Source organism: Ruegeria aquimaris (genome assembly GCF_025751555.1).
Lineage (GTDB): Bacteria > Pseudomonadota > Alphaproteobacteria > Rhodobacterales > Rhodobacteraceae > Ruegeria_B > Ruegeria_B aquimaris.
In genome coordinates, this window is the sequence record NZ_JAOWLB010000029.1 from 20,204 (window position 1) to 41,726 (window position 21,523).

The 21,523-nt window shown below is 63.0% G+C and carries 16 protein-coding genes and 2 pseudogenes; 9 read left to right on the forward strand and 9 right to left on the reverse strand.

Annotation, left to right across the window (positions count from 1 at the left end; translation table 11 throughout):
* Positions 1–4: 4 nt before the first annotated feature.
* Both buk and OE747_RS22845 read left to right on the forward strand, forming a co-directional pair.
* Positions 5–1,093 (forward strand): butyrate kinase, encoded by a 1,089-nt coding sequence (buk, locus tag OE747_RS22840; protein ID WP_263830765.1) that lies wholly within the window; start codon positions 5–7, stop codon positions 1,091–1,093.
* Positions 1,090–2,037, forward strand: a complete 948-nt coding sequence (locus tag OE747_RS22845; protein WP_263830766.1) for a phosphate acyltransferase — start codon at positions 1,090–1,092, stop codon at positions 2,035–2,037. The genes buk and OE747_RS22845 overlap by 4 nt, the downstream gene beginning before the upstream one ends.
* Here the strand turns inward: OE747_RS22845 and OE747_RS22850 are convergent.
* Entirely contained in the window at positions 1,999–2,961 is a 963-nt protein-coding gene (locus OE747_RS22850) for an AraC-like ligand-binding domain-containing protein (protein ID WP_263830767.1), read from the reverse strand. The two genes, OE747_RS22845 and OE747_RS22850, sit on opposite strands and share 39 nt — an antisense overlap.
* Positions 2,962–3,234: 273 nt before the next feature.
* Between OE747_RS22850 and capB the strand changes: the two genes are divergently transcribed.
* The 7 genes from capB to OE747_RS22885 are packed head-to-tail and all read left to right on the forward strand — an operon-like array spanning position 3,235 to position 11,784.
* A complete protein-coding gene (gene capB, locus OE747_RS22855) occupies positions 3,235–4,986 on the forward strand; it encodes a caprolactamase subunit beta (RefSeq protein WP_263830768.1) in 1,752 nt (583 codons plus the stop codon).
* 26 nt (positions 4,987–5,012) lie between these two features.
* Positions 5,013–7,133: a caprolactamase subunit alpha gene (gene capA / locus OE747_RS22860; protein WP_263830769.1), complete on the forward strand. Its 2,121-nt coding sequence runs from the start codon at positions 5,013–5,015 to the stop codon at positions 7,131–7,133.
* Positions 7,134–7,142: 9 nt separating this feature from the next.
* Positions 7,143–7,886 (forward strand): ABC transporter ATP-binding protein, encoded by a 744-nt coding sequence (locus OE747_RS22865; RefSeq protein ID WP_263830770.1) that lies wholly within the window; start codon positions 7,143–7,145, stop codon positions 7,884–7,886.
* On the forward strand, positions 7,886–8,626 hold the full coding sequence (locus OE747_RS22870) for an ABC transporter ATP-binding protein (protein ID WP_263830771.1): 741 nt from the start codon (positions 7,886–7,888) through the stop codon (positions 8,624–8,626). Before OE747_RS22865 ends, OE747_RS22870 begins: the two co-directional genes overlap by 1 nt.
* Entirely contained in the window at positions 8,623–9,537 is a 915-nt protein-coding gene (locus OE747_RS22875; protein ID WP_263830772.1) for a branched-chain amino acid ABC transporter permease, read from the forward strand. The genes OE747_RS22870 and OE747_RS22875 overlap by 4 nt, the downstream gene beginning before the upstream one ends.
* 1 nt (position 9,538) lies before the next feature.
* Entirely contained in the window at positions 9,539–10,603 is a 1,065-nt protein-coding gene (locus tag OE747_RS22880; RefSeq protein WP_263830773.1) for a branched-chain amino acid ABC transporter permease, read from the forward strand.
* 11 nt (positions 10,604–10,614) lie between these two features.
* Positions 10,615–11,784 (forward strand): ABC transporter substrate-binding protein, encoded by a 1,170-nt coding sequence (locus OE747_RS22885; protein ID WP_263830774.1) that lies wholly within the window; start codon positions 10,615–10,617, stop codon positions 11,782–11,784.
* Between the two features lie 388 nt (positions 11,785–12,172).
* On the opposite strand, the pseudogene OE747_RS22890 reads toward OE747_RS22885, so the two are convergent.
* From OE747_RS22890 to istA, 8 genes and pseudogenes are all read right to left on the reverse strand, one after another.
* A pseudogene (locus OE747_RS22890) lies at positions 12,173–12,436 on the reverse strand (response regulator); the annotation flags it as partial.
* A 99-nt stretch (positions 12,437–12,535) separates the two neighbouring features.
* Complete coding sequence (locus OE747_RS22895) at positions 12,536–14,293, reverse strand: AMP-binding protein (RefSeq protein WP_263830775.1); 1,758 nt, start codon at positions 14,291–14,293, stop codon at positions 12,536–12,538.
* 48 nt (positions 14,294–14,341) lie between these two features.
* Positions 14,342–16,732, reverse strand: coding sequence for an amidase (locus tag OE747_RS22900; RefSeq protein ID WP_263830776.1), 2,391 nt, complete (start codon positions 16,730–16,732; stop codon positions 14,342–14,344).
* A 1-nt stretch (position 16,733) separates the two neighbouring features.
* Positions 16,734–17,450 (reverse strand): ABC transporter ATP-binding protein, encoded by a 717-nt coding sequence (locus OE747_RS22905; protein WP_263830777.1) that lies wholly within the window; start codon positions 17,448–17,450, stop codon positions 16,734–16,736.
* On the reverse strand, positions 17,443–18,480 hold the full coding sequence (locus OE747_RS22910; RefSeq protein ID WP_263830778.1) for a branched-chain amino acid ABC transporter permease: 1,038 nt from the start codon (positions 18,478–18,480) through the stop codon (positions 17,443–17,445). The genes OE747_RS22905 and OE747_RS22910 overlap by 8 nt, the downstream gene beginning before the upstream one ends.
* The gene (locus OE747_RS22915; protein WP_263830779.1) at positions 18,480–19,346 is read right to left on the reverse strand and encodes an ABC transporter permease subunit; all 867 of its coding nucleotides are present in this window, start codon (positions 19,344–19,346) and stop codon (positions 18,480–18,482) included. Before OE747_RS22915 ends, OE747_RS22910 begins: the two co-directional genes overlap by 1 nt.
* A 111-nt stretch (positions 19,347–19,457) precedes the next feature.
* Complete coding sequence (locus OE747_RS22920; RefSeq protein WP_263830780.1) at positions 19,458–20,681, reverse strand: urea ABC transporter substrate-binding protein; 1,224 nt, start codon at positions 20,679–20,681, stop codon at positions 19,458–19,460.
* Between the two features lie 230 nt (positions 20,682–20,911).
* Positions 20,912–21,523: pseudogene (istA, locus tag OE747_RS22925) on the reverse strand (IS21 family transposase); the annotation flags it as partial.

Sequence of the window (21,523 nt, forward strand, 5' to 3'; positions counted from 1 at the left end):
CGGGATGGAGGCCATTCTGGCGATCAACCCAGGCACCACGACGACGCGCTGCGCGCTCTACGTGTCGCGCGGCGGCTCGGTGGAGCCGCTGGCGGAAGAAACCTTTGAGCATGACGAAACAGAGATGGCGCAGTTTTCGAACATCGCGGCCCAGCTCGACTTTCGTTCGGCCCAGGTGGCGGCGTTTCTGGACTGGCATCCGGATGTGCGGCTGGTGGCCTGCGCCGGGCGGGGCGGCATGCTGACGCCGGTTCCGGCCGGGGTGATCGAGGTTTCCGACGCGTTGGTCGATTTCGCGCTGCATCGGCCGGTTTATCAGCACGCCAGCAATCTGGGCGCGCCGCTGGCTCATCGTATTGCCAGCGCGCAAGGCGCGCGCGCCTTCATTGTCGATCCGGTCAGCGTGGACGAACTGGCGCCCGTGGCGCGTGTTTCGGGTTTTGCCGAGATTCCGCGATTTTCCTTTGTTCACGCGTTGAACATCCGCGCCTGCGGTCGGCGGCTGGCAAGCGATCTGGGCAAACCGTTTGACGAATTGCGGGCGGTTGTGGCGCATCTGGGCGCCGGGTTTTCCATCGCGACGCTGCTGGACGGGCGCCTGGTCGACAGCTCGAACCGGATGGAATCCTCGCCCTTCACGCCAGAACGGGCAGGCGGGTTGCCGCCGCTGCCGCTGATCGAGCTGTGCTATTCGGGCCGCTACACGCGCGAGGAATTGCTCAAGAAACTGTACGGGCAGGGCGGGGTTTACGGGCTGCTCGGCACCAAGGATATCCGGCGCGTCGAGGCTATGATAGCGGCAGGCGACGAGAGAGCAGCGCTGGTCTTCGAGGCGATGCTCTATCAGGTGGCCAAGACGATGGGCGCCATGGCGTCGGTGGCGGATTTCGATCTCGACGGGATCGTCCTGACCGGCGGACTGGCCAGCAGCGCCCAAGTGCGCGGATATCTCGAGGGCAAGCTGGCACGGCTGGCGCCCCTCTTCACCTATCCGGGTAGCGACGAGTGTCGGGCGCTGGCCGAAGGTGCGGCGCGGGTGCTGTGCGGGACCGAACAGGCGATGCGCTGGCCGCTTGCGGCGCAAGCGGCATGACAGCGGTACGGTCGTTCGCGGCGCTGCGCGGGCTTGCCCGCGCCGCTGCCCCGCTGCAGCCCGTGGTGGCGGGCGGTGAAGCGGCAGAAGTGATGACGGCGTTGGCGGCCATGCTGGAGAGCGGCTTGATCGATGGCGCGGTGGTGACCGGCGATCCCGAAGCGATGGCATCCTTGATGGCGCCGGGGCTGCAAGGGGTTATCGAGGTTGTACCGGCTTTCGGTGTTCAGGACTGCGCCCGTGCGGCGGTGGCGGCCATTCGCGCGGGGCGCGGCGATGTGCTGATGAAGGGTCATGTCGACAGCGGCAGTTACCTGCGCGCGGTGGTCGACCGCGCCGACGGGCTGCGTGACGGCGATGTCCTGTCCAACGTGACGGTGGCGGAAATGCCCTCGCTCGGGCGGCTGATCGCGGCGACGGATAATGGTATCGTGCCGATGCCGACGCTGGATCAAAAGCGTCTGATCGTGTGTAACACCTTGCCGCTTTTTACCGGGCTGGGGGTGCGCCCCGTGAAGGTGGCCGCCGTTTGCGCGACCGAAAAGGCCAGCGATGCGATCCCGGCGACACGCGACGCCGAAGCGCTGGCGCGCGCGGGGCTGCCGGGGTTCGAAATCGGTGGGCCAATGGGCTATGACGTGGCCGTGTCGCCTGAGGCGGCGCAGATCAAGGGTTTACAGGACATGCCAGCGGCGGGGGCGGCCGATCTGCTGCTGTTTCCCACCATCGATGCCGCCAATGCGGTGGCCAAAGCGTGGAAGTTTCACGGCCAGGCAAAGACCGGCTCTATCGTGCTGGGGGCACGGGTTCCGGTGCTGCTGAACTCACGCTCGGATTCGGCGGCGCGGCGGGTGAACGCGCTGTTGCTGGCGGGCGCGGTTCTGCGCGGGCATACCCTCGCGGGATCAGGCGGGGCGAGGCAACGCGCCGCGCTGGAACTCTGACGGCGTCATCCCGAACTTGGCCTTGAACAGCCGCGAAAACTGCGCCTGGTCGGCAAAGCCGAACCGATAGGCCACCTCGGAAATGGGCAGATCGCGCGAGGCCTGAAGCCGGTCGCGCGCCGCCACCAGCCGCTGATCGCGGATCTGCTGGCTGACCGTGCCGTTCACATCCTTGAACAGGTCGTGCAGATAGCGTTTGGAGATGCCACAGGCATCGGCGATCAGATCGGGGGAAAGATCTGGGTCCTTCAGGTTGGCGCGGATGTATTTCTCGACCCGCGACAGATGCGCGGCGCGGACCGAGGAATAGCCGCTTTCGCTGGCGTTCGATGCATCGTTGAGGGCAAGTCCCAGAAGTTCAAGCAACTGCCGGCCGATGGTTTCGCGGGCCGTGGGGGTCAGATCGTCGATCTGGCTCTGCGCGTGGCTGACCATGGTGGCAAAAAGCCCCGCCGTGCCGGTGGTGGCGTCGATCACCCGGGCGCAAAAGCGATCGGGCTGGCGTACCCGCTCGGCCAGCGCCCGGCGGCTGACCTTGAGAACGTAGAGATCGTTGGGGCGCTCGTAGAGAAAGCGATAGGGTTCATCGCCGCGCTCGATGATAAATCCGCCGGGATCGCAGCGCACGTCTTGGCCCATCTGACGAAACTCGACCGATGTGGCGCGGGGCAGCGTGACAAGGTACTCTTCTTCCTGGGCGCTACGGATATGCGAACGGCGGCGTTCGTAGTTCACCGGATCCGAGGTGAGCCGCGACATGCCGACATGGCCAAGCTCGGCCCGGGCCAGTTCGCCGTTGAAATGGACCGGATCGCGGAATTGCAGCTCAAGCGGAAAGTAGGCTTCGGACACCACCGCATTCCATTTGCTGGAACGATGCTGCGGTTCTATCGCGCCAGTCGAAAAGCGTAAAGCGGCTGCCATCGAATAGTCCTCCCTCGGTGAACTTTACGTTACGGAACGCCCAGAACCAAAGAAAAACAGGCGTTCTGCGCTCTGCGTCAACTCATCCTGCGCTGGTTGACAAATTATCCTGCGCCATCTGCCAAAGCTTTGTGCACGGATCGTCAAGACTGGAATCGTTTTCCCGGGAACCCTGTCTGCCAGATCGAAGTGCAGCGGAATGTGGCGGATCGGGGGGAACAATCGGAAACCCGACAGGCGCGTCTTCTGCACCCAAGCAGAGGACCGGAAACAATGGCAGAACGACAAGTCGACCCGATCACGCTTTCAGTGGTGAGAGGTGTTCTTGAGACCACCCAGCGCGAGATGACGATGGCATTGGAAAAGACCGCGCGCAGTTCAGTCTTCAACCTGGCGCATGATTATTCCACCGCCTTGTTCAACCATACGCCCGAGATGATCCTGCAAGGGCAAGATATTCCGATCCATCTGGGATCACTCATCCCCGCAATGAAGGCGGTCAACAAGTTCTTCGATGGTGACATCAACGAGGGCGACCTGATCCTACATAACGACCCCGATTATGCCGGGTCGCACATCATCGACACCTGCATGTATTACCCGGTGTTCTACAAGGGCGAGCTGGTGTTCTGGACCGTGTGCAAGGGCCACCTGACCGATATCGGCGGGCCGGTTCCGGCAGGCTACAACCCCGAGGCCAAGGAGATCTTTGCCGAAGGGCTGCGTATTCCGCCGGTCAAGATCTGGGACAAGGGTGTTCCGCGCAACGACGTGCTGAACCTGCTCTTGACCAACATGCGGGCGCGGCGCGACCAGGAGGGCGATTTCAACGCCCTGATCGGCGCCTGCCAGGTGGGCGCTCGCAACCTGATCGCGTTGATGGATAAATACGGCAAGGACGTGGTGCAGGACTGCATCGAAGAGCTTTTGGCGATGGCAAACCGGCACATGTCCGGGCTGATCGCCAAGGTCCCGGACGGGACCTACAGCGGCACGGCAGTGCTGGAGGATGCAGGCCACGGATTTGGCGATTTCGACATCACCGCGACGGTCACGATCAAGGGCGAGACCTGTCATATCGAGATCGCCAGCCCACCGCAGATCCCCTATTTCATCAACTCTTACGAGGGCAATTCCTATTCCGGCGTCTATCTGGGCCTGATGATGTTCGCGCAGTTGCCGCCGCCCTATAACGAGGGGCTGTATCGAAATGTGACGGTCGACATGGGCCCCAAGGGCACGCTCTGCAATGCCAAGCCGCCCGCACCCCACATGAACTGTACCACCACCCCGATGGAGACGCTGACCGATGCGGTGCGGCTGGCCTTTGAGCAGGCGGCGCCGGACAAGGTTTCGGCCTCGTGGGGACATGCCAATGGCTGCAATATCGCGGGCTGGGATACCCGGCACGACGAAGAATACGTGACCATGGTACTGGCCTCGATCATCTCGGGGGCGGGGGCCACGGCCAGCCAGGACGGCTGGCATGCCTGCGGACCGGAATGCTGTTTCGGCGCGCTAACCAGCGGCGACATCGAGATGCTGGAGCATTCTTATCCGATCATCATCCACGAATACGGTCTGATGACCGACAGTGGTGGCGCGGGCAAGTTCCGGGGCGGCTCGGGCACCCGCTGGGAGGTCGAACCGCTGGACCGTGACATGACGCTGATCACCTTTGGCGAGGGCCGCCGCATTCCGGCGATGGGCGCTGCCGGGGCGAAATCCGCCATGGTCGAGAAAAAGGTCGGGCGACTCGAAGTCACCCGCGACGGGGAAACCCGGATCATCACCGACAACGTGATCGAAACCATCAGGCCCGGCGAACGCGCGGCCAACATCAATCCGGGCGGTGGCGGCTATGGCAACCCGTTTGAACGCGAGGTGCAAAAGGTGGTTGCCGATATCCGCAACGGGCTGGTGTCGATCGAGGGCGCCCGGCTGGATTATGGCGTGGTGATTGCCGATCCCGAAACGCTGACCGTGGACGAAGCCGCCACGGCCAAGGCCCGCGCGGCGGCCTGAAGCCTCTGACATAAAAGGATTATCTCATGCGTAGTAAATATCGTCTGGGCATCGACGCCGGCGGCACATTCACCGATTTCATCCTGGCAAGCGCTGGTGGCGAGGTACAGATCTTCAAGGTGCTGTCCACCCCGACGGAACCCACCAAAGCCATCCGGAACGGGTTGGCTCTGATCACCGAGGAAACCGGGCTGAGCGCGGAAGAGATCGTCTCGAACTCGGATCTCTGCATCAATGGCACCACCGTCGGCCTCAACGCGTTGATCACCCATAACGGCGCCAAGACCGGGCTGATCGCCACGCGCGGCCACGAGGATTCGATTGAAATCCGGTTGGGCCACAAAGAGGACGGTTATCGCTACGATCCCGAATACCCGCCCGCCACGATGCTGGTGCCGCGCCACTTGCGCAAGGGTGTCAGCGAGAGGGTGATCTCGGACGGTTCGGTGCGCACCCCGCTGAACGAAGAGGATGTGCGCGACGCTTGCCGGTATTTCATTGCCGAAGGTGTGGAATCTGTGGCGATCAGCTTTGTCTGGTCGGTGCTGCATCCCGAACACGAGATGCGCGCAGCGGAAATCGTGCGCGAAATGATGCCGGATGTGCGTCTGACCGTCGGCAGCCAGCTTTACCCGCAGGTGCGCGAATACACCCGCACCTCGACCGCCATCGTGAACGCCTATCTGGCCCCGATCCTGCAACGCTATGTCGAAGCGATCGACGCCTATTTCCGCGAACTCGGCTCGAAACACCCGGTCCGCTATTTCCAGTCCAATGGCGGGCTGGCTCTGGGCAAGGTGGTGACGGATCAGTCGGTTTATGCCATCAACTCCGGCCCCGCCTCGGCACCGCAAGCGGCGCTCGACGTCGGCGCGCCTTGGGACGAGCGGAACATCATCACCTGCGACATGGGCGGCACCTCGTTCGACATCACCCTGACCAAGGACGGCAAGGCCAACGTCAACAAGAACATCGACTTTCTGCGCTATCGCATCGGCATACCGATGATCCAGGTGGAAACCCTGGGCGCCGGCGGCGGCTCCATCGGCTGGATCGACGAGATGGGGCTGATGCAGATGGGGCCGCAATCGGCCGGGTCCGAGCCGGGACCGGCCTGCTATGGACAGGGCGGCGAACGGCCGACCACGACCGATGCCAACCTTGTGCTGGGCTATCTCAACGGCGACGGGCTTGTCGGCGGGCGGCTGCCGCTCGACGCTGCCAAGGCCCGCGCGGCGATCAGGACGCATCTGGCCGATCCACTGGGCATCAGCGTGGAACGCGCCGCCTATGGCATGTTCACCATCGTCAACAACAACATGGTGAACGCGATACGCCGGGTTTCGGTCGAACGGGGCTATGACCCACGCGACTTCGTGCTGATGGGCGCGGGCGGCGCGACGGGCGCGCATATCACGGCGCTGGCGCGCGAGATGGGCATTTCCAAGGTGCTGATTTCCAAGCTCGCCTCGGGGCTTTGCGCCTATGGCCAGATCATTTCGGACGTGAAATACAACTACATGGCACCCGCGCCCCTGCGGTTGCAGGGGGCTGACGCGGCCCGGACGCTTGACGACCTTTTCAACGGGCTGGAGGCGCGCGGGCGCGACGATTTGGCGGGCGACGGGTTTGGCGAGGGCGACATCTCGATCAGGCGCACGCTCGATATGCGCTATGTCGGCCAGGTCCACGAATGCACGGTCGAGGTCGGCCCCTTCGCGGTCACCGAAACCTCGCTCGAGGATATCAAGGCGGCGTTCCACGCCCGCCACCGCGAGCTCTACACCTATGACGAGCCGCATAACGCCGTCGAAGTGGTGAACGTCGAAAGCGCGATCACCGGCCATGTCGACAAACCGCAACGGATGCATATCGCGCCGGGCAAAGGGGCGTCTTCGGCACTCAAGACCCACCGCGAGATGGTGTTCAGCGCCGATGGCATTGCCCAGAACACACCGGTCTATGATGGCTCGGTGCTGGGCGCGGGCGATGTGCTGCACGGTCCGGCGGTGATCGAGGAAGTGACAACGACCATCGTTGTCGAACCGGGCTGGACCGTAAACCTGCACGAAACCGGCACTTACGTTCTGACCGCCGACGCTTCGGCCACGCGCACGGCGTCGGCCAAAGAACTGGCCGAGGCGTGAGCGGTGGCCATGGGCGGCGATAACACGTTCTCCCTGGCAGCGTCCGGGGTGACGGTGGCGTTCGGCGGGTTCAAGGCTCTCACCGACGTGACGCTCACCGTGACCCCGGGCGCCATTCATGGCCTCATCGGCCCGAACGGCGCCGGAAAGACCACGCTGGTCAACGTGCTGACAGGGTTTCAAGAACCAACCACGGGCCGCATCCTGCTGGGCGGGCGCGATGTCGGCGCCCATCCCGCACATCTCCTCCGGCGCGAAGGCGTGGCGCGCACCTTCCAGGCCGGGCGGCTGTTCACCGGGTTGGACGTGCTCGACAACCTTGCGGTAACCGGCGTGGGGTTGGGCCATTCGCGCCATGCCTCCGAGGTCGAAGCGATGCGCGTTCTGAGCTGGATGGGCGTGGCCGATCTGGCCGAGAAACCCGCCGCCGGGCTGCCCTATACTGACGAACGGCGCGTGGGCATCGCCCGCGCGCTGATGTTCGCACCCTCCTTCCTGCTGCTTGATGAACCGGCGGCGGGCATGTCCGAGGCCGAGGCCGACGACCTTGCCGCGTTGATTGCCCGGGTCGCGGGTGAGCTGGGTACCGGGGTTTTGCTGATCGAACATAATGTCGGGCTGGTCCTGTCGGTCAGTTCCCATGTCTACGTGCTCGATGCCGGGCAGGTGATCGAAGAGGGTGACCGCAGCGCGATCACCGCCAGCCAGCGCGTACGCGACGCCTATTTCGGCGCCGATCAGGAGGCCGCGTGATGTCCAAGCTGGGGGTTTTCGATATCTCCGTGCGCTACGGCAAGGTGCCTGCGGTGAACGATCTGACGCTGCATGTGACCGAGGGCGAACGCGTCTTTGTCTCGGGACCGAACGGGGCGGGCAAGTCCTCGCTGCTAAAGGCGATCAGCGGCGCGGTGGCGACAAGCCATGGCCGGATCGAGATGGACGGTGACCTGCTGACCGGCTGCGCACCCGAGGCGATTGCCCGGTTGGGACTTTCGATGGTGCCCGAGGGGCGCGAGATCTTCGGTGCGCTCACGGTCGAGGAAAACCTGCGCGTCGGCACCGGTCTGCGCCGCGATGCCAGCGCGGTAGAGGAGGACATCGCCGATATCTACGACAGTTTCCCGATCCTGGGCGAGCGGCGGGGCGCGGCGGCGGGCGCCCTGTCGGGTGGACAACAACAGATGCTGGCCATTGGCCGCGCGCTGATGACCAACCCCAAGTTGATCATGGTGGACGAACCCTCGCTGGGGCTGGCGCCAAAGATCGTGGATCAGGTCTATGACACGCTTTGCGCGTTGCAAGAGGAACGTGGACTGACCCTGCTCATCGTCGAGCAAAGCTCGCTGCGGGCTGCGCGGGTGGGCGGGCGCATGGTGCTGATGCGCGGCGGGCGGATCGTGGGCGAGGGCAATGCCGCCGACATGGCTGACCGCGATGCACTGGCGGCGGCCTATTTCGGCAATTCCCCGACCGAGACGGAGGCAACGACATGACCAACCTTGCGCAGCTATTCTTCGACGCGGCCTCGCTTGGCGGGCTTTATGCCATGGCCGCGCTCGGGATCGCGCTGATCTTTGGGGTGATGAACCTCGTCAACTTCGCACATGGCGAATACATCGCCTTTTGCGTCTTTGCGCTGATCGTACCATCGACCGATGCCGTGGCGATGATGTTTCTGGGTCGGGCGCCAGCGCTGGTTCTGATCCTGGTGGTTCTGGCTCTGGGCGGGCTGATCGCGGTGGCCAGCGAATATGCCGTGTTCCGGCATTTGCGGCGGGCCGATCCGGTGGCGATGATGATCGCTTCTTTCGCCCTGGGTTTCGTGATCCGCAACGCGCTGCTGGCGGCCTATGGCGGGCGGCCCAAGGCGATCAGCCTCTGGCCCGGGTTGAACACACCGGTGAACATCGCCGGTGCCAGCGTCCCGCTATTGCAGCTGATCGTGATCGTGACGACGCTGCTGGTTGTGACCGGGCTGGCGCTGTTGCTGAAAAAGACGCGTATCGGGCTGGAAATGCGTGCCGCGGCCGAGAATTTCACCATGGCGCGCCTGTTGGGTGTGCGTGCCAACCGGGTGATCACCGGGGCCTTTGCCCTGTCCGGCGCGCTGGCTGCTGCGGTGGCGCTAATCATGGCGACGCAGACCGGCGTGGCCGATGTGAAGATGGGCGGGCAGATCATGCTGGTCGCGTTCATCGCCACGGTTCTGGGTGGTCTGGGTTCGCTTCCCGGCGCTGTGGCCGCCGGGTTCATGGTCGGCATCGTGTCGGTTGTCTTGCAGGCCTGGCTGCCGCTCGACGCGCGGCCGTTCCGCGATGCGTTTCTCTACACACTGGTGATCGTCTGCCTGCTCTTGCGGCCGCAGGGGCTGTTCGTTCCCGCATCTGCCAAGCCGAGGGTCTGACATGCAATCGCAACACACAAGCAATCGTATCGCGGCCTATTCGACACCGGTCGTCCTGGCGGTTCTGCTTCTGGGCTTTGTCGTGCTGGTGGCACTCTTCGGCGACAAGGCGCTGGCCCGCACCATGGCTGAAACCCTGGTGCGGGTGGTGCTGGTGGTCTCGCTCTGGATCTTTGTCGGCAATTCGGGCGTGATCAACTTTGGCCATGCGGGATACATGGCGATCGGGGCCTATTGCTCGGCCTGGCTGACGCTGAAACCGCAATCCAAGGCGCTGTTCCTGCCCGATCTGCCCGACTGGCTGATGCAGGCTCAGTGGCCCGTCTTTCCGGCCGCCATCGCGGGCGGTCTGCTGGCGGCCTTCATCGCACTCTTGTCAGGGGCGGCGATCTTGCGGCTTTCGGGCATCGCCGCCTCGATTGCCACATTCGCCTTTCTGGCGATCGTCAACACCGTCTATTCCAACTGGGAGGGCGTGACAGGCGCGACCAGTTCGGTCGTGGGCCTGCCGCGATATGTGAATCAGTGGGTGGCGCTGGGTTGGGCGGTTGCGGCGATTTTCGCGGCCAATCTCTATGCCAATTCGGCCTCGGGGCTGGCGTTGCGCGCCACGCGCGAGGATGAGGTCGCGGCGCGCGCCAGTGGCATCGACATGTATCGCCACCGGCTGCTGTCGCTGGTGATCTCGGGCTTCTTTACCGGCGTGTCCGGCGCGCTTCTGGGTCATTCCATCGGTGTGCTGAACCCCGACAGCTTCTATCTGGGGATCACGTTCATTTCGCTTGCCATGCTGGTTGTGGGCGGCATCGGCAGCCTGTCGGGCGCAGTCATGGGGGTCTTGTTGCTGTCCCTCCTGATCGAATTGCTGGTGCGGGCTGAACAGGGCATGGCCATCGGTACAACGCATTTCGCGCTTCCTTCGGGCAGCCAGGAGATCCTGATCGGGATGGCGATGATCCTGGTGCTGATCGTGCGGCCCAACGGGGTAACCGCCGGCAAGGAATTCAAACTGAAGCCGCAATGGCTTCGCCAATCGCGCCTGGATAGCGCGAAATCAACCAACTGAGGAGAAGACCTGTGAAAAGACTTGCACTTGCGTCGGCCTTTGCCGCGCTGGCATGGCCCGCCATGGCCGAGGATATCACCATCGGTTTCGCGATTGCGAAATCCGGGTGGATGGAGGCATACGATACCCCCGCCGCGACAGCCGCCAAGATCCGCATCGACGAGATCAACGCGGATGGCGGGTTGCTGGGTCGACAAATCAAATGGGTCGAGGCCGACACCAAAACCGACCGCCAGCAATCGGCCAGGGCCGGGCTTCAGGTGATCGACGAAGGCGCCGACATGATGATCGTCAGCTGCGACTACGATTTCGGCGCGCCTGCGGCCCTCTCGGCCGAGGCCGAGGGCATGGTCTCCTTTTTCCTCTGCGCCGAGGATGTGAAGGCCGGTATTCAGGGCGTCGGGCCACATTCTTTCTCGGGTTCGGTGCTGGCGGCGGTGCAGGGCGCGACCATGGCCGAGTGGAGCCATGCCAAGCGCGGGGCCAAGTCGGGTTATGTGCTGCTGGACACCACAATCGAATACAACAAGGGGATTTGCAGCGGCTTCGACTGGATGTTCCCACAGATCGACGGCACCCAGATCGTGGGCCGCGATACGTTCAAGAATGACGATGCCTCGATTGCCAGCCAGATCACCCGGATCAAGGCGCTACCGCAGGAACCGGACGTGATCATGCTCTGCTCCTACATCCCCGGTGCCGCCTCGGCTGTGCGCCAGATCCGTGCCGCCGGGATCAATTCGCTGATCCTCAACGGCTCTGCGGTGGACGGTTCTTATTGGCTGGATGCGACGCCCGATCTGTCGGGTTTTGTGGTGCCGGTGCAGGGTTCGATCTATGGCGACGACCCGCGCGCGGAGGTCGAGACATTCAACCAGTCCTATGAAAAGGCCACGGGCGCCCGTCCGGCAAGCTCCTATGCCTATCCGGGCTATGTGCTGCTCGATCTCTGGGCCAAGGCCGTGGAACGCGCAGGCACGCTCGATGGTGCGGCGGTGACGGCGGAACTCGAAAAGATGCAGGACGAGCCCACCGCGTTCGGCCCGCGCAGCTTCACCGCTGACCTGCACCACCAGAACGTTGCCGAGATGCAGATTGTCGAGATCACGAACGGTAAACCGGCCGTTGCCGATAGCTGGACCATCAGCCAGCCTGTGCCGCTTGATGTGCTGTTGAAGTGACCTAAAGTCGGCGTTTTAACTGAGATAATGTACCCCCGCGGATGCGGGGGTACATTTGTTTCAGTCTGCCGGCAGCTATATCAATCATGTGGTCTGAGGTGACGACTTCGGAGGTGATTTACGGATCGCGTTTGTCAAGGTAATGCGTTTTCTGGCGATGACAGCGATGTTGCGGTTGTGAAGTTCTCCAGCGGTACGCGTTGTTGCGGTCAATTTTCGCCGTGCGGGACGGTGATGCTGGTCTGCATGAACAGACCGGCGAGTGCATTGGATTCACGAAAAGAACCCTTAAGGAGATTTGAGCAACGAAGCGATTTTCGACCACCCGGTCCTTTGCCTTTGTCTCAAAACTGTGCCTTCGACACAGTCGCGGTGAAACCAATTCTGCTCAAGCCTTGAGAGTCTCAGTCGAGGCGAAGAAGATCGCCTGACTGACCGCCGAACGAACCTGGTCTTCGGTATAGGGTTTCGAGATCAGGAAGGCCGGTTCAGGACCGCTCCCCGACAACAATCTCTCGGGAAAAGCCGTGATGAAGATGACCGGCCGATCACCAAATTCGCGCAGAATGTCATTGACGGCGTCGATGCTGCTGGAGTTGTCGGCCAGCTGGATATCCGACAGGATCAGATCGGCCTCGTTCTTGGCCGCCATCAGCGGCCCGGGCCGAAAGCGCTGGCGCGGCGGCGCCCTAGCCTTGGCGCATCGCCAATTCCCACCAATTCACAAGACCAATCCAGCACCGGGCTTACCTTAGCGCGACCGCCGAAGTGCCTCGAGGGTCTTTTCACGCATCACGAATTTCTGCACCTTTCCGGTAATCGTCATCGGCATCTCCTCGACCACGCGGAAATGGCGCGGGATCTTGTAATGCGCGATCTGGCCCTGGCAAAATGCCCGCAGTTCGTCGGCATTCAACGCCTCTCCAGGCCGGGCCGTGGCCCAGGCGCAGACCTCTTCGCCAAACTTCTCGTCGGGGATGCCGAACACCTGAACATCGCTGACCTTGGGATGGCGGATCAGGAACTCCTCGATCTCGCGTGGATAGATGTTCTCGCCGCCGCGGATGATCATGTCCTTCACCCGCCCGACGATGGTGCAGAACCCCTCGTCATCGAACACCGCCAGATCGCCGGTATGCATCCAGCCATCGGTGATGCTCTGGGCGCTCTTGGCCGCATCATCCCAATACCCTTTCATCACCGAATAGCCGCGGGTGCACAGCTCTCCCTTTTCGCCCACGGCAACGATATCGCCATCCGGCCCGACCAGCTTGACCTCGAGATGCGGATGCACCCGGCCCACCGTTTCGCAACGCTTGTCGATCGAGTCGTTGACGAAACTCTGAAATGACACTGGCGAGGTTTCGGTCATGCCGTAACAGATCGTGACCTCGGGCATGTTCATCTTGGTGTTGACCCGTCGCATCACCTCGATCGGACACGGCGCCCCCGCCATGATGCCGGTCCGCATCGCGCTCAGATCGCGCGGGCGGGTTTCCAAGGCCTCCAGCATCGCAACGAACATCGTCGGCACGCCATAGGCGGCGGTGCAGCGCTCGCGCTCCAGGGTATCGAGCGTCGCCACAGGGTCGAACCCTTCGCCCGGGAACACCATGGCCGCCCCTTTGCTGATCGCCCCGATCACCCCCATGACCATGCCGAAACAGTGGTAAAGCGGAACCGGAATAGCCAGCCGGTCGGTCTCGGTCAGATTGATCCGCCCGGTCACGAAGCGGGCATTGTTGACGATGTTGTAATGCGACAGCGTCGCGCCCTTTGGGTTGCCGGTGGTCCCCGAGGTGAACTGGATGTTGATCGCGTCGTCCGGGTTTAGCGTCCGGTCCACCGCTGGCAGGCGCAACAGCTGGGCCGGTCCGCCCAATCGGCGCAACGCCTCAAAGGAATAGGTGCCGGCAACCGGCTCGTCGCCCATCACAACGACGCTGCGCAGATGGGGTAACTTGGCCGAATGCAACCGCCCCGGCGCCGCGCTGTCCAGCTCAGGCGCCAAGTGCCGGACCATGCCAACATAATCCGACGTCTTGAACGACCGGGCACAGATCAGCGTCTTGCAGCCCACCTTGTTGAGCGCATACTCCAGCTCGGCCAACCGGTAGGCCGGGTTGATATTCACCATGATCGCGCCAATCCGAGCCGTGGCGAATTGCGTCAGTACCCATTCGAACCGGTTGGGCGACCAGATGCCGACCCGGTCGCCTTTCTCCAGCCCCAATGCCAGCAGACCCGAGGCCAGTTCGTCGACCGCCCGATCCAGGTCGTAGTAGCTCAGCCTTATGCCCTGTTCACAGAACACCAGCGCCTCGCGCGGGCCAAAGCGCGATATCGCCTCGCGCAGAAGTTGCGGAATGGTGATATAGGTCAACGGTGGGTTTGACGGGCCCCGGACATAGGACATCCCGCCCTGAGGGGCGAGCGTTTCGGGCGCCGCTTCGGTGGTTGTATCCCAGCCAGAAATCCGGCTGGATAGACTTTCGCTCAGGATCGACATTCTCCGCCTCCCTTGAATGGCCCGGATGAGTCAGTTCACCCCGTCTGGTCACATGGCACGCCAATCGCCGCTTTGCTCAAAGGCGTGCGCCGCCTGGTAAATCTTCATCTCGCCATAGTTCGCCGCCACCAGCATCATGCCGATCGGCAGCCCCTCGCTCAGCCCGCAGGGCACGCTCATCGCGGGCAGGCCGCCATTGAACGGCGCGGTGTTCGGAACCATCTCGAACGCCCGCTGAACGTAAAGGCTGATCGAGCAGTCGGACGGCGGGATCTCTTGCGGTTTGATCGGCAGGGTCGGCATCAACAGCAGGTCGTTTTGCTTCAGCGCGGCAAGGTAGCGTTCGTTCACCTTGCGCATGATGTTCTGGCCCTTGCCATAGAACCGTCCCCGATACTGGCTCTGGAAATGCTCGCCCACGAACATGCAGGCCTTCAGCGAATGGCTCAGCTCGTCGGCCCGGTTGCGCCACTGCGCCATGTGGTCGGTCATGGAGGGGAGGAAAAGGCCGCGATAATTGGTGCCGGTCGAGTTGCCCCACATCATCAGGTCCTGAAGCCCTTCGAGCGTGATCGCGGTCCAGGCGTCCATCGCCGTATAATGCTCGGGGATAGACACCTCCTCGACCCGCGCCCCCAGTTCGCGGAACCGCTCGGCGGCCTGCATGACCTTCTGGTCTACGTCCGCCTCTGAATTGGGATGGGCAAAACCCTCTTTCAGCACGCCGATCCGCATCCCCTGCGCGCCGCGCCCCAGGGCCTCGGTATAGCGGTAGACCTTGGGTTTGTATTGCCGCGGGTCAAGCCCGTCTTCCCCGGCCAACACCTCCAGCAACAGCGCATTATCCGCCACATTGTTGGTTACCGGGCCGAGGTGGTCGATGGTTTGTTCGATCGGCATCGCCCCGGTATAGGGCACCAACCCATGGGTCGGCTTCATGCCGTAGACCCCGCAATTGGAGGATGGGATACGGATCGACCCGCCCTGATCCCCGGCGATGGCCATGTCGACCTCGCCCGCTGCGACCAAGGCAGCAGAGCCGCTGGACGAGCCACCCGCCATATAGCCGCGCTTCCGCGGGTTGTGGACCGGGCCCTTGGCGTTGGTATGCGACCCGCCTGACAGGCAGAAATTCTCGCAATGCGCCTTTCCGGCGATCACCGCACCGGCATCCAGCATCCGGGTAACGATGGTCGCGTCGATTTCGGGCGTATAACCTTCCATGATCGACGATCCGTTCATCATCGGAACGCCTGCCAGACAGATCGTATCCTTGATCGCGATCCGCTTGCCGCGCAGCGGCCCGTCCGGCGCGCCGCGCACTTCGGTTTTCACATACCATGCATTGAGCGGGTTCTCCGACGGATCCGGGAAATGCCCGGGAGACCGTGGATAGCGCACCTCGGGCAGGTAATCGGGCATCGCGTCGAGCCGATCATAGGCCTGCATATAGGGTTCGATGATCTGGGTGTATTCCATCAGGTCCTGGTCCGACAGGCTCATGCGGAAACGGTCTGCCATGGCCCGCATCTGGGCAAGTGTCGGGCGTCTGATACTCATTGCGGTCCCCGCTGAGGTGAAATGGGTTTGCGGTTTGGCCGGGTCGCGGCGCGGCCCGGTGCCAGCCGGGAATGACGGCATCTCAGCCACGGATCGCGGCGAAGATGGTGGCGCGGATCTGGTGACCGCACCCTGTGCCCGTGTCGAGCGGGCCGCGCCAAAGCCAAGGAACTGATCCACCTTGCTCTGGTCCCCCAGTTCGGCGCGGCTCAGCGCGCCCGCGATCCGGCCCCGTTCCAACACCAGTACCCGGTCGCTGAGATCGGCGATAAAGTCGAAATTCTGCTCGACCAGCAGCACCGAGAAACCCCGGCTGCGGCGCAGTTTCAGCAGGGTCTCGGCCATCTCCTCGATGATCGAGGGCTGGATGCCCTCGGTCGGCTCATCCAACAGCAGGAAATCCGGGTCACCCATCAGGCAGCGCGCCAGCGCCAGCAGCTGCTGCTCACCCCCCGACAGCGCTCCACCATCGCGGTCCAAGAGCGGGCGCAGGCGTGGGAAATCGGCCAGCACGCTTTCCATCATGTCCTGTTCCGAGGCTCCGGAATAGTCGTGCCAGGCAAAGCGGAGGTTGTCGCGCACGGATAACTGCGGAAAAATCCCCCTGCCCTGCGGCACATACCCCAACCCCAACCCGGCGCGTTCATAGGGTGCCATGCGGGTGATCTCGGCGGCATGGAACCGCACACTGCCCGCTGTTGAGGGCAGAAATCCCATCAGCGTTTTCAAGAGCGTGGTCTTGCCCATTCCGTTGTGACCCAGAATGCCCACCACCTCGCCCTCGGCGACGGCAAAGTCGATGCCGTGCAGGATCGGCACCTTGCCATAGCCCCCGGACAGGCCCTTGACCTCTAGCGTCATGGTTACGTCTTCCGCCATGTCAGGCCTTCTTTCCCAGATAGACATTGCGCACCTGCGGATCCGCCATCACCCGGTCCACATGATCCTCCATCAGCACCGCGCCCTGGTGGAACACTGTCACCTGCTCGGCGATCGAGCGGATGAACTGCATGTCATGCTCGACGATGACGATGGCAGCGGTCTTGTTCAGCTCGCGGATGATACCGGTCATCCGCTCCACGTCCTCGGCGCTCATCCCCGCCGCCGGTTCGTCGAGCAGCACAAGCCAGGGGTCGGCCACCGCGACCAAACCCAATTCGACCCGCTGCCGCTCTCCATGTGCAAGCTGGCCCAAAGTGCTGCGAGCAATCGGACCCAGCGCCAGCCGCTCGATCATCTCGGTTGTCTTCCGGCCTGCCTCGTCAGAGGGATAGAAACGGCGGGCGGCCAGCCAGATATTCTCGAAGACATTCAGGTTATCCATAACGCTGGGCGTCTGCATCTTGATGCCCACCCCCAGCGAGGCGATCTGATGCGGCATCCAGTGGGTGGTCTCGTGCCCGCGCATGAACACCTGCCCCTCGGTCGGGGTCTGCAATCCGGTCACGCATTTGAAGAAGGTCGACTTGCCCGCGCCATTGGGCCCGATCAGGCACCGCAACTCGCGCGCGCGCAGCTTGAAATTCACGTTGTCAGCGGCGGTCACCCCGCCAAAGCGCATGGTCAGTGCATGGGTTTCCAGAACGATCTCAGCCACCTGTCCGCTCCCTGTTGCGGGTCCGGCGGACCTGGTGGATACGTCCCAGCGGGCGGCGGCCAAAGCTGATCCGCCACAGCGAGGCCAGCGCAGGCACGATGCCGCGCGGCAGGAACAGCACGAAAAGCACCAGGATCAGCCCCATGATCAGCGTGTTGTCGATCATGCTTTGCTGCCCCAGCAGGAACTTGAGATAGGCCAGCCCAGCCGCACCCAGGATCGGCCCCAACCGGGTGCCAAGCCCCCCGACGATGCACCAGATGATGATCTCGGCCGATTGGCTCAGGGAAAAGAGGTTCGGCGTGACGATCTCACCCCAGTTGGCGAACAGCGCGCCTGCCAGCCCGGCAATCGCCGCGCCCACGGCAAACAATACCGTCTTGCGTGCCCGCACGTCATAGCCCATCAGCGCGATCCGGGTCTCGTTCTCGCGGATGCCGACCGCGATACGCCCAAAGCTTGACCGGAGCAGGGCCGAGACGAGAACGAAGACAATCGCCAGCGCCACCGCGCAGACATAGAAATAGGCGTCGCCCCAGATATAGGCGTCCGGATCTCCGGGCACGTTCAGTGTCTGAAAACCGGGAATGCCGTTGAACCCGCCCATCCGCGCCTTGCCGATCACATATTGCGGCCCGGCGGTGGAGTTCATGAATTTGAAGAGGATGAGTGTCACCACCAACGTGATCACGCCCAGATAGACATCGGTAAGCCGCCCATAGAACATCATCGCGCCGAGGAGCGCGGCAAAGACCGCTGGTACCAGCACGGCCAGGATAATCGGCACCGTGCTTTCGCCGATGTTGATCGCGGCAATGGCATAGGTATAGGCGCCGAGACCGAAAAACGCCGCCTGGCCAAAGCACAGGATGCCGCCAAAACCCCAGATCAGCCCCAGGCTCAGCCCCAGCATGCCGTAGATCACTAGGACGGTCAGCGTATAGGTCGCGATCATCAGGGGCATGATCCAGATCAGGATGGCCGAAACGATGATGGTCAGGATCACGTCGCGCGACAGGCTGCCGGTCATCACAGCCTCCCCGTCAGGAAGCGCCCGGTGATCCCCTGTGGCAGCAGCCGCAGCAGGATGACGGCCGCCACCAGCAACGCGACCTCGCCTATCACCGGCGATATGGCAAAGGTAAAGATCCGGCTGACGATCCCGAAGAACCCGGCGCTCGACAGCAGCCCGGCCACCAGCGACGGGCCACCAGCGATGACGGTGATAAAGGCCTTGGCGATATAGGCGCCGCCCGATGTGGGCACCAGGCCCACCAGCGGTGCCAGCACCGCGCCCGCCAGACCCGAGAGCGCCGAGCCGCAGAAGAAGGTCGCCATATAGATCCGGTCGGGGCTGTATCCCAGCGACGCGGCCATATCCGCCCGTTGCATCGCACCCCGCGCCACCAGCCCGGCGCGGGTGGTCTTGAGCACCGCAAGAATACCGATCAGCAGCAGCACTGCCACCACGATGATAAAGAAATTGTACCCGTTGATCTGGTAGCCGCCGACCGCGAAGCCGGGGATCGGCGTAGAAATCCCAGTGGTGGTATTGCCAAAGATCATCGTGGTCATGCCGATGAAAAACAGGCTCAGCCCCCATGTCGCCAGCATGGTGTCAACCAGCCGCCCGTAAAGGTGCCGGATCACCAGCCGCTCGACCACCAGGCCGATGAGACCCACGATCAGCGGCGCGATGATCAACATGGCGACAAAGACGTTCACGCCAAGGTTCACGGCGGTGATGGTGGCATAACCGCCCATCATCATGAATTCGCCATGGGCCAGGTTGATCACCTTCATCATGCCGAACACCACCGCCAGCCCCGCCCCGATCAGGATCAGCGAGGCAACGGCGTAAAGCATCTCCACCAGTATGACGAATGAAAGGTCCATCGTGTCTTTCGGTCTGTTTTGCGCGTACAGGAACCGCCCCCGGCCTTTGCGCCGGAGGGGGAGTTCGGGGCGGGGAGGCATTTGCCACCCCGCCTCAGATCCGCAGAAGCGTCAGATCTGGATTTCGTATTGGGTGTTGTCGTCCGGGTTGGCCTCAAGATCACACACCGCCTGGGTGTCGATCGGCGGGCGCTGCGACAGGGTTTCCACCACGTCCATCTTCTGGTCCTTGAACTTCATCAGATGCACGTCGACCGTCGCATGATGCGTCTTGGGATCAACGGTGTATTTGCCCGCCGGTCCGTCAAACGACACGCCGGTTTCCAGCGCCGCGATCACCGCGTCACGCTCGACCGAACCGGCCATCTCCACGCCTTTGGCCCAGGTGTGAACACCGTAATAGGTCGAGATTGCCAGCTCGTGCAGCGCGCTGGGATCGCCATAGGCCGCGCTCCAGCGCTCCTTGAAGGCGATGTTGGCCGGTGTGTCGAGGTCCTGGCTATAGGAATAGGCGACCATGATGCCGTTGCCCTCTTCGGGGGTCAGCACCTTGTGCTCGTTGCCCACGCCCAGCGTGGTCGAGGCCAGCGGGATCTTGTCCTTCATCCCCGAGGCCGCCCATTGCCGGAAAAAGCTCAGATGCGCACCGCCCACCAGCGGCGCGATCACCAGATCGGGCGCGGCGGTCTGGATCTTGGCAATGGTCGCCCCGAAATCGGCCACATCCAGCGGGAAGAAGTCGGTCGACAGCACCTCACCCCCGGCATCGCGCACGTATTTCTCGATCCAGCGTGCGGTGATCTGGCCATAGTTGTAGTCGGCCGCCAGTGTATAGACCTTTTTGCCGCCCGCCTCTTTCATTGCCCAGGGTACGAGCACCTCGGCCTGCTGCGCGGGCGTGAGACCATTGCAGAAGATGTTGTGGTCGCAAACGCCGCCCTCGTACTGGACGTTGTAGAAATACAGCGTCTTGGTCTTGCGCATCGTCTGGCGGATCGCCTCGCGCGAGGCACTGAGGATGCCACCATGCACCACATCAACCTTGTCCTGACGGGTCAGTTGCTGGGCGTATTGAGAATAGAGCGCCATGTCCGACTGAGTGTCATAGGCAATCACCTCGATCTTGCGTCCCAGCAACCCGCCTGCGCCGTTGATCTCGTTCACCGCGAGGCGCAGCGCCATGTCCATCGGCTTGCCATAGGCGTCGAAGATGCCCGAGGTGTCGACGATCGAACCAAGCTTGATCGCATCGGCCGCCAGCACCGCCCGGGGCAGCATCGCTGCACCCGTCATCGCCGCTGTCGCGCCCAGGAATTTCCGTCTGTTAAGTGTCATCCCACTTACCTCCGTGTTGTCTGTCTTGGTGTCATGCGCGGATGCCTGCGATGAAACAGATGGGCGAAGAGATTGGCCTGGATTTCGACGCCAACCTTGCCGGACGGACGGCGGATTACGCCAACCGGATCAAGGGCAAGACCGGCGAACGCCCCAGCCAGCGCGATATCGAGCGCGACGACCGCGACAATGACAAATGAAGCAAGGACGCGGAACGACAGGCGTGCCCCGGGCAGAGGCCTCAGCGCAGCCAGATCGCGCTGCAACCGCTCGCCGATCGTTTCCTTATGGCCGCGCAAAGTGGCGTTCTGGCGCTTGTGGCACTGGGCTTCGAGGTCGGCGTTGAACGCCTCCCAACTGGCAAACCTTGGGATCGGCACCATGAAGTTCCGGCGGGCGTAACCAACGACCCCCTCGACGCTTCCCTTGTCGTTCCCCTTGCCCGGCCGTCCATAGCGGTCCCGGAACAGGTAATGCGACTGCAGGGCGCTGAACAGCGTGGCGCGCTTTCGCGTCCCATCCGGCAGGATCTTCGAGACCAGGCAGCGGTCATTGTCATAGAGCACCGACAACGGCACCCCGCCGAAGAAGGCAAAGGCATGGACGTGGCCGTCCATCCAGGCCTCCGCCGTCGCCGCGGGATAGGCCCGCACGAAACAGCCGTCGCTGTGCGGCAGGTCCATGACGAAGAAATGGGCCTTCTGCTCGACCCCGCCGATGATGACGATCGCTTCACCGAAATCGGCCTGCGCATGTCCCGGCGGGTGAGCCAGCGGTACGAACATCTCCTGGCCCCGACGCTCGCGCTCGCGGATGTAATCCTTGATGATCGTGTAGCCGCC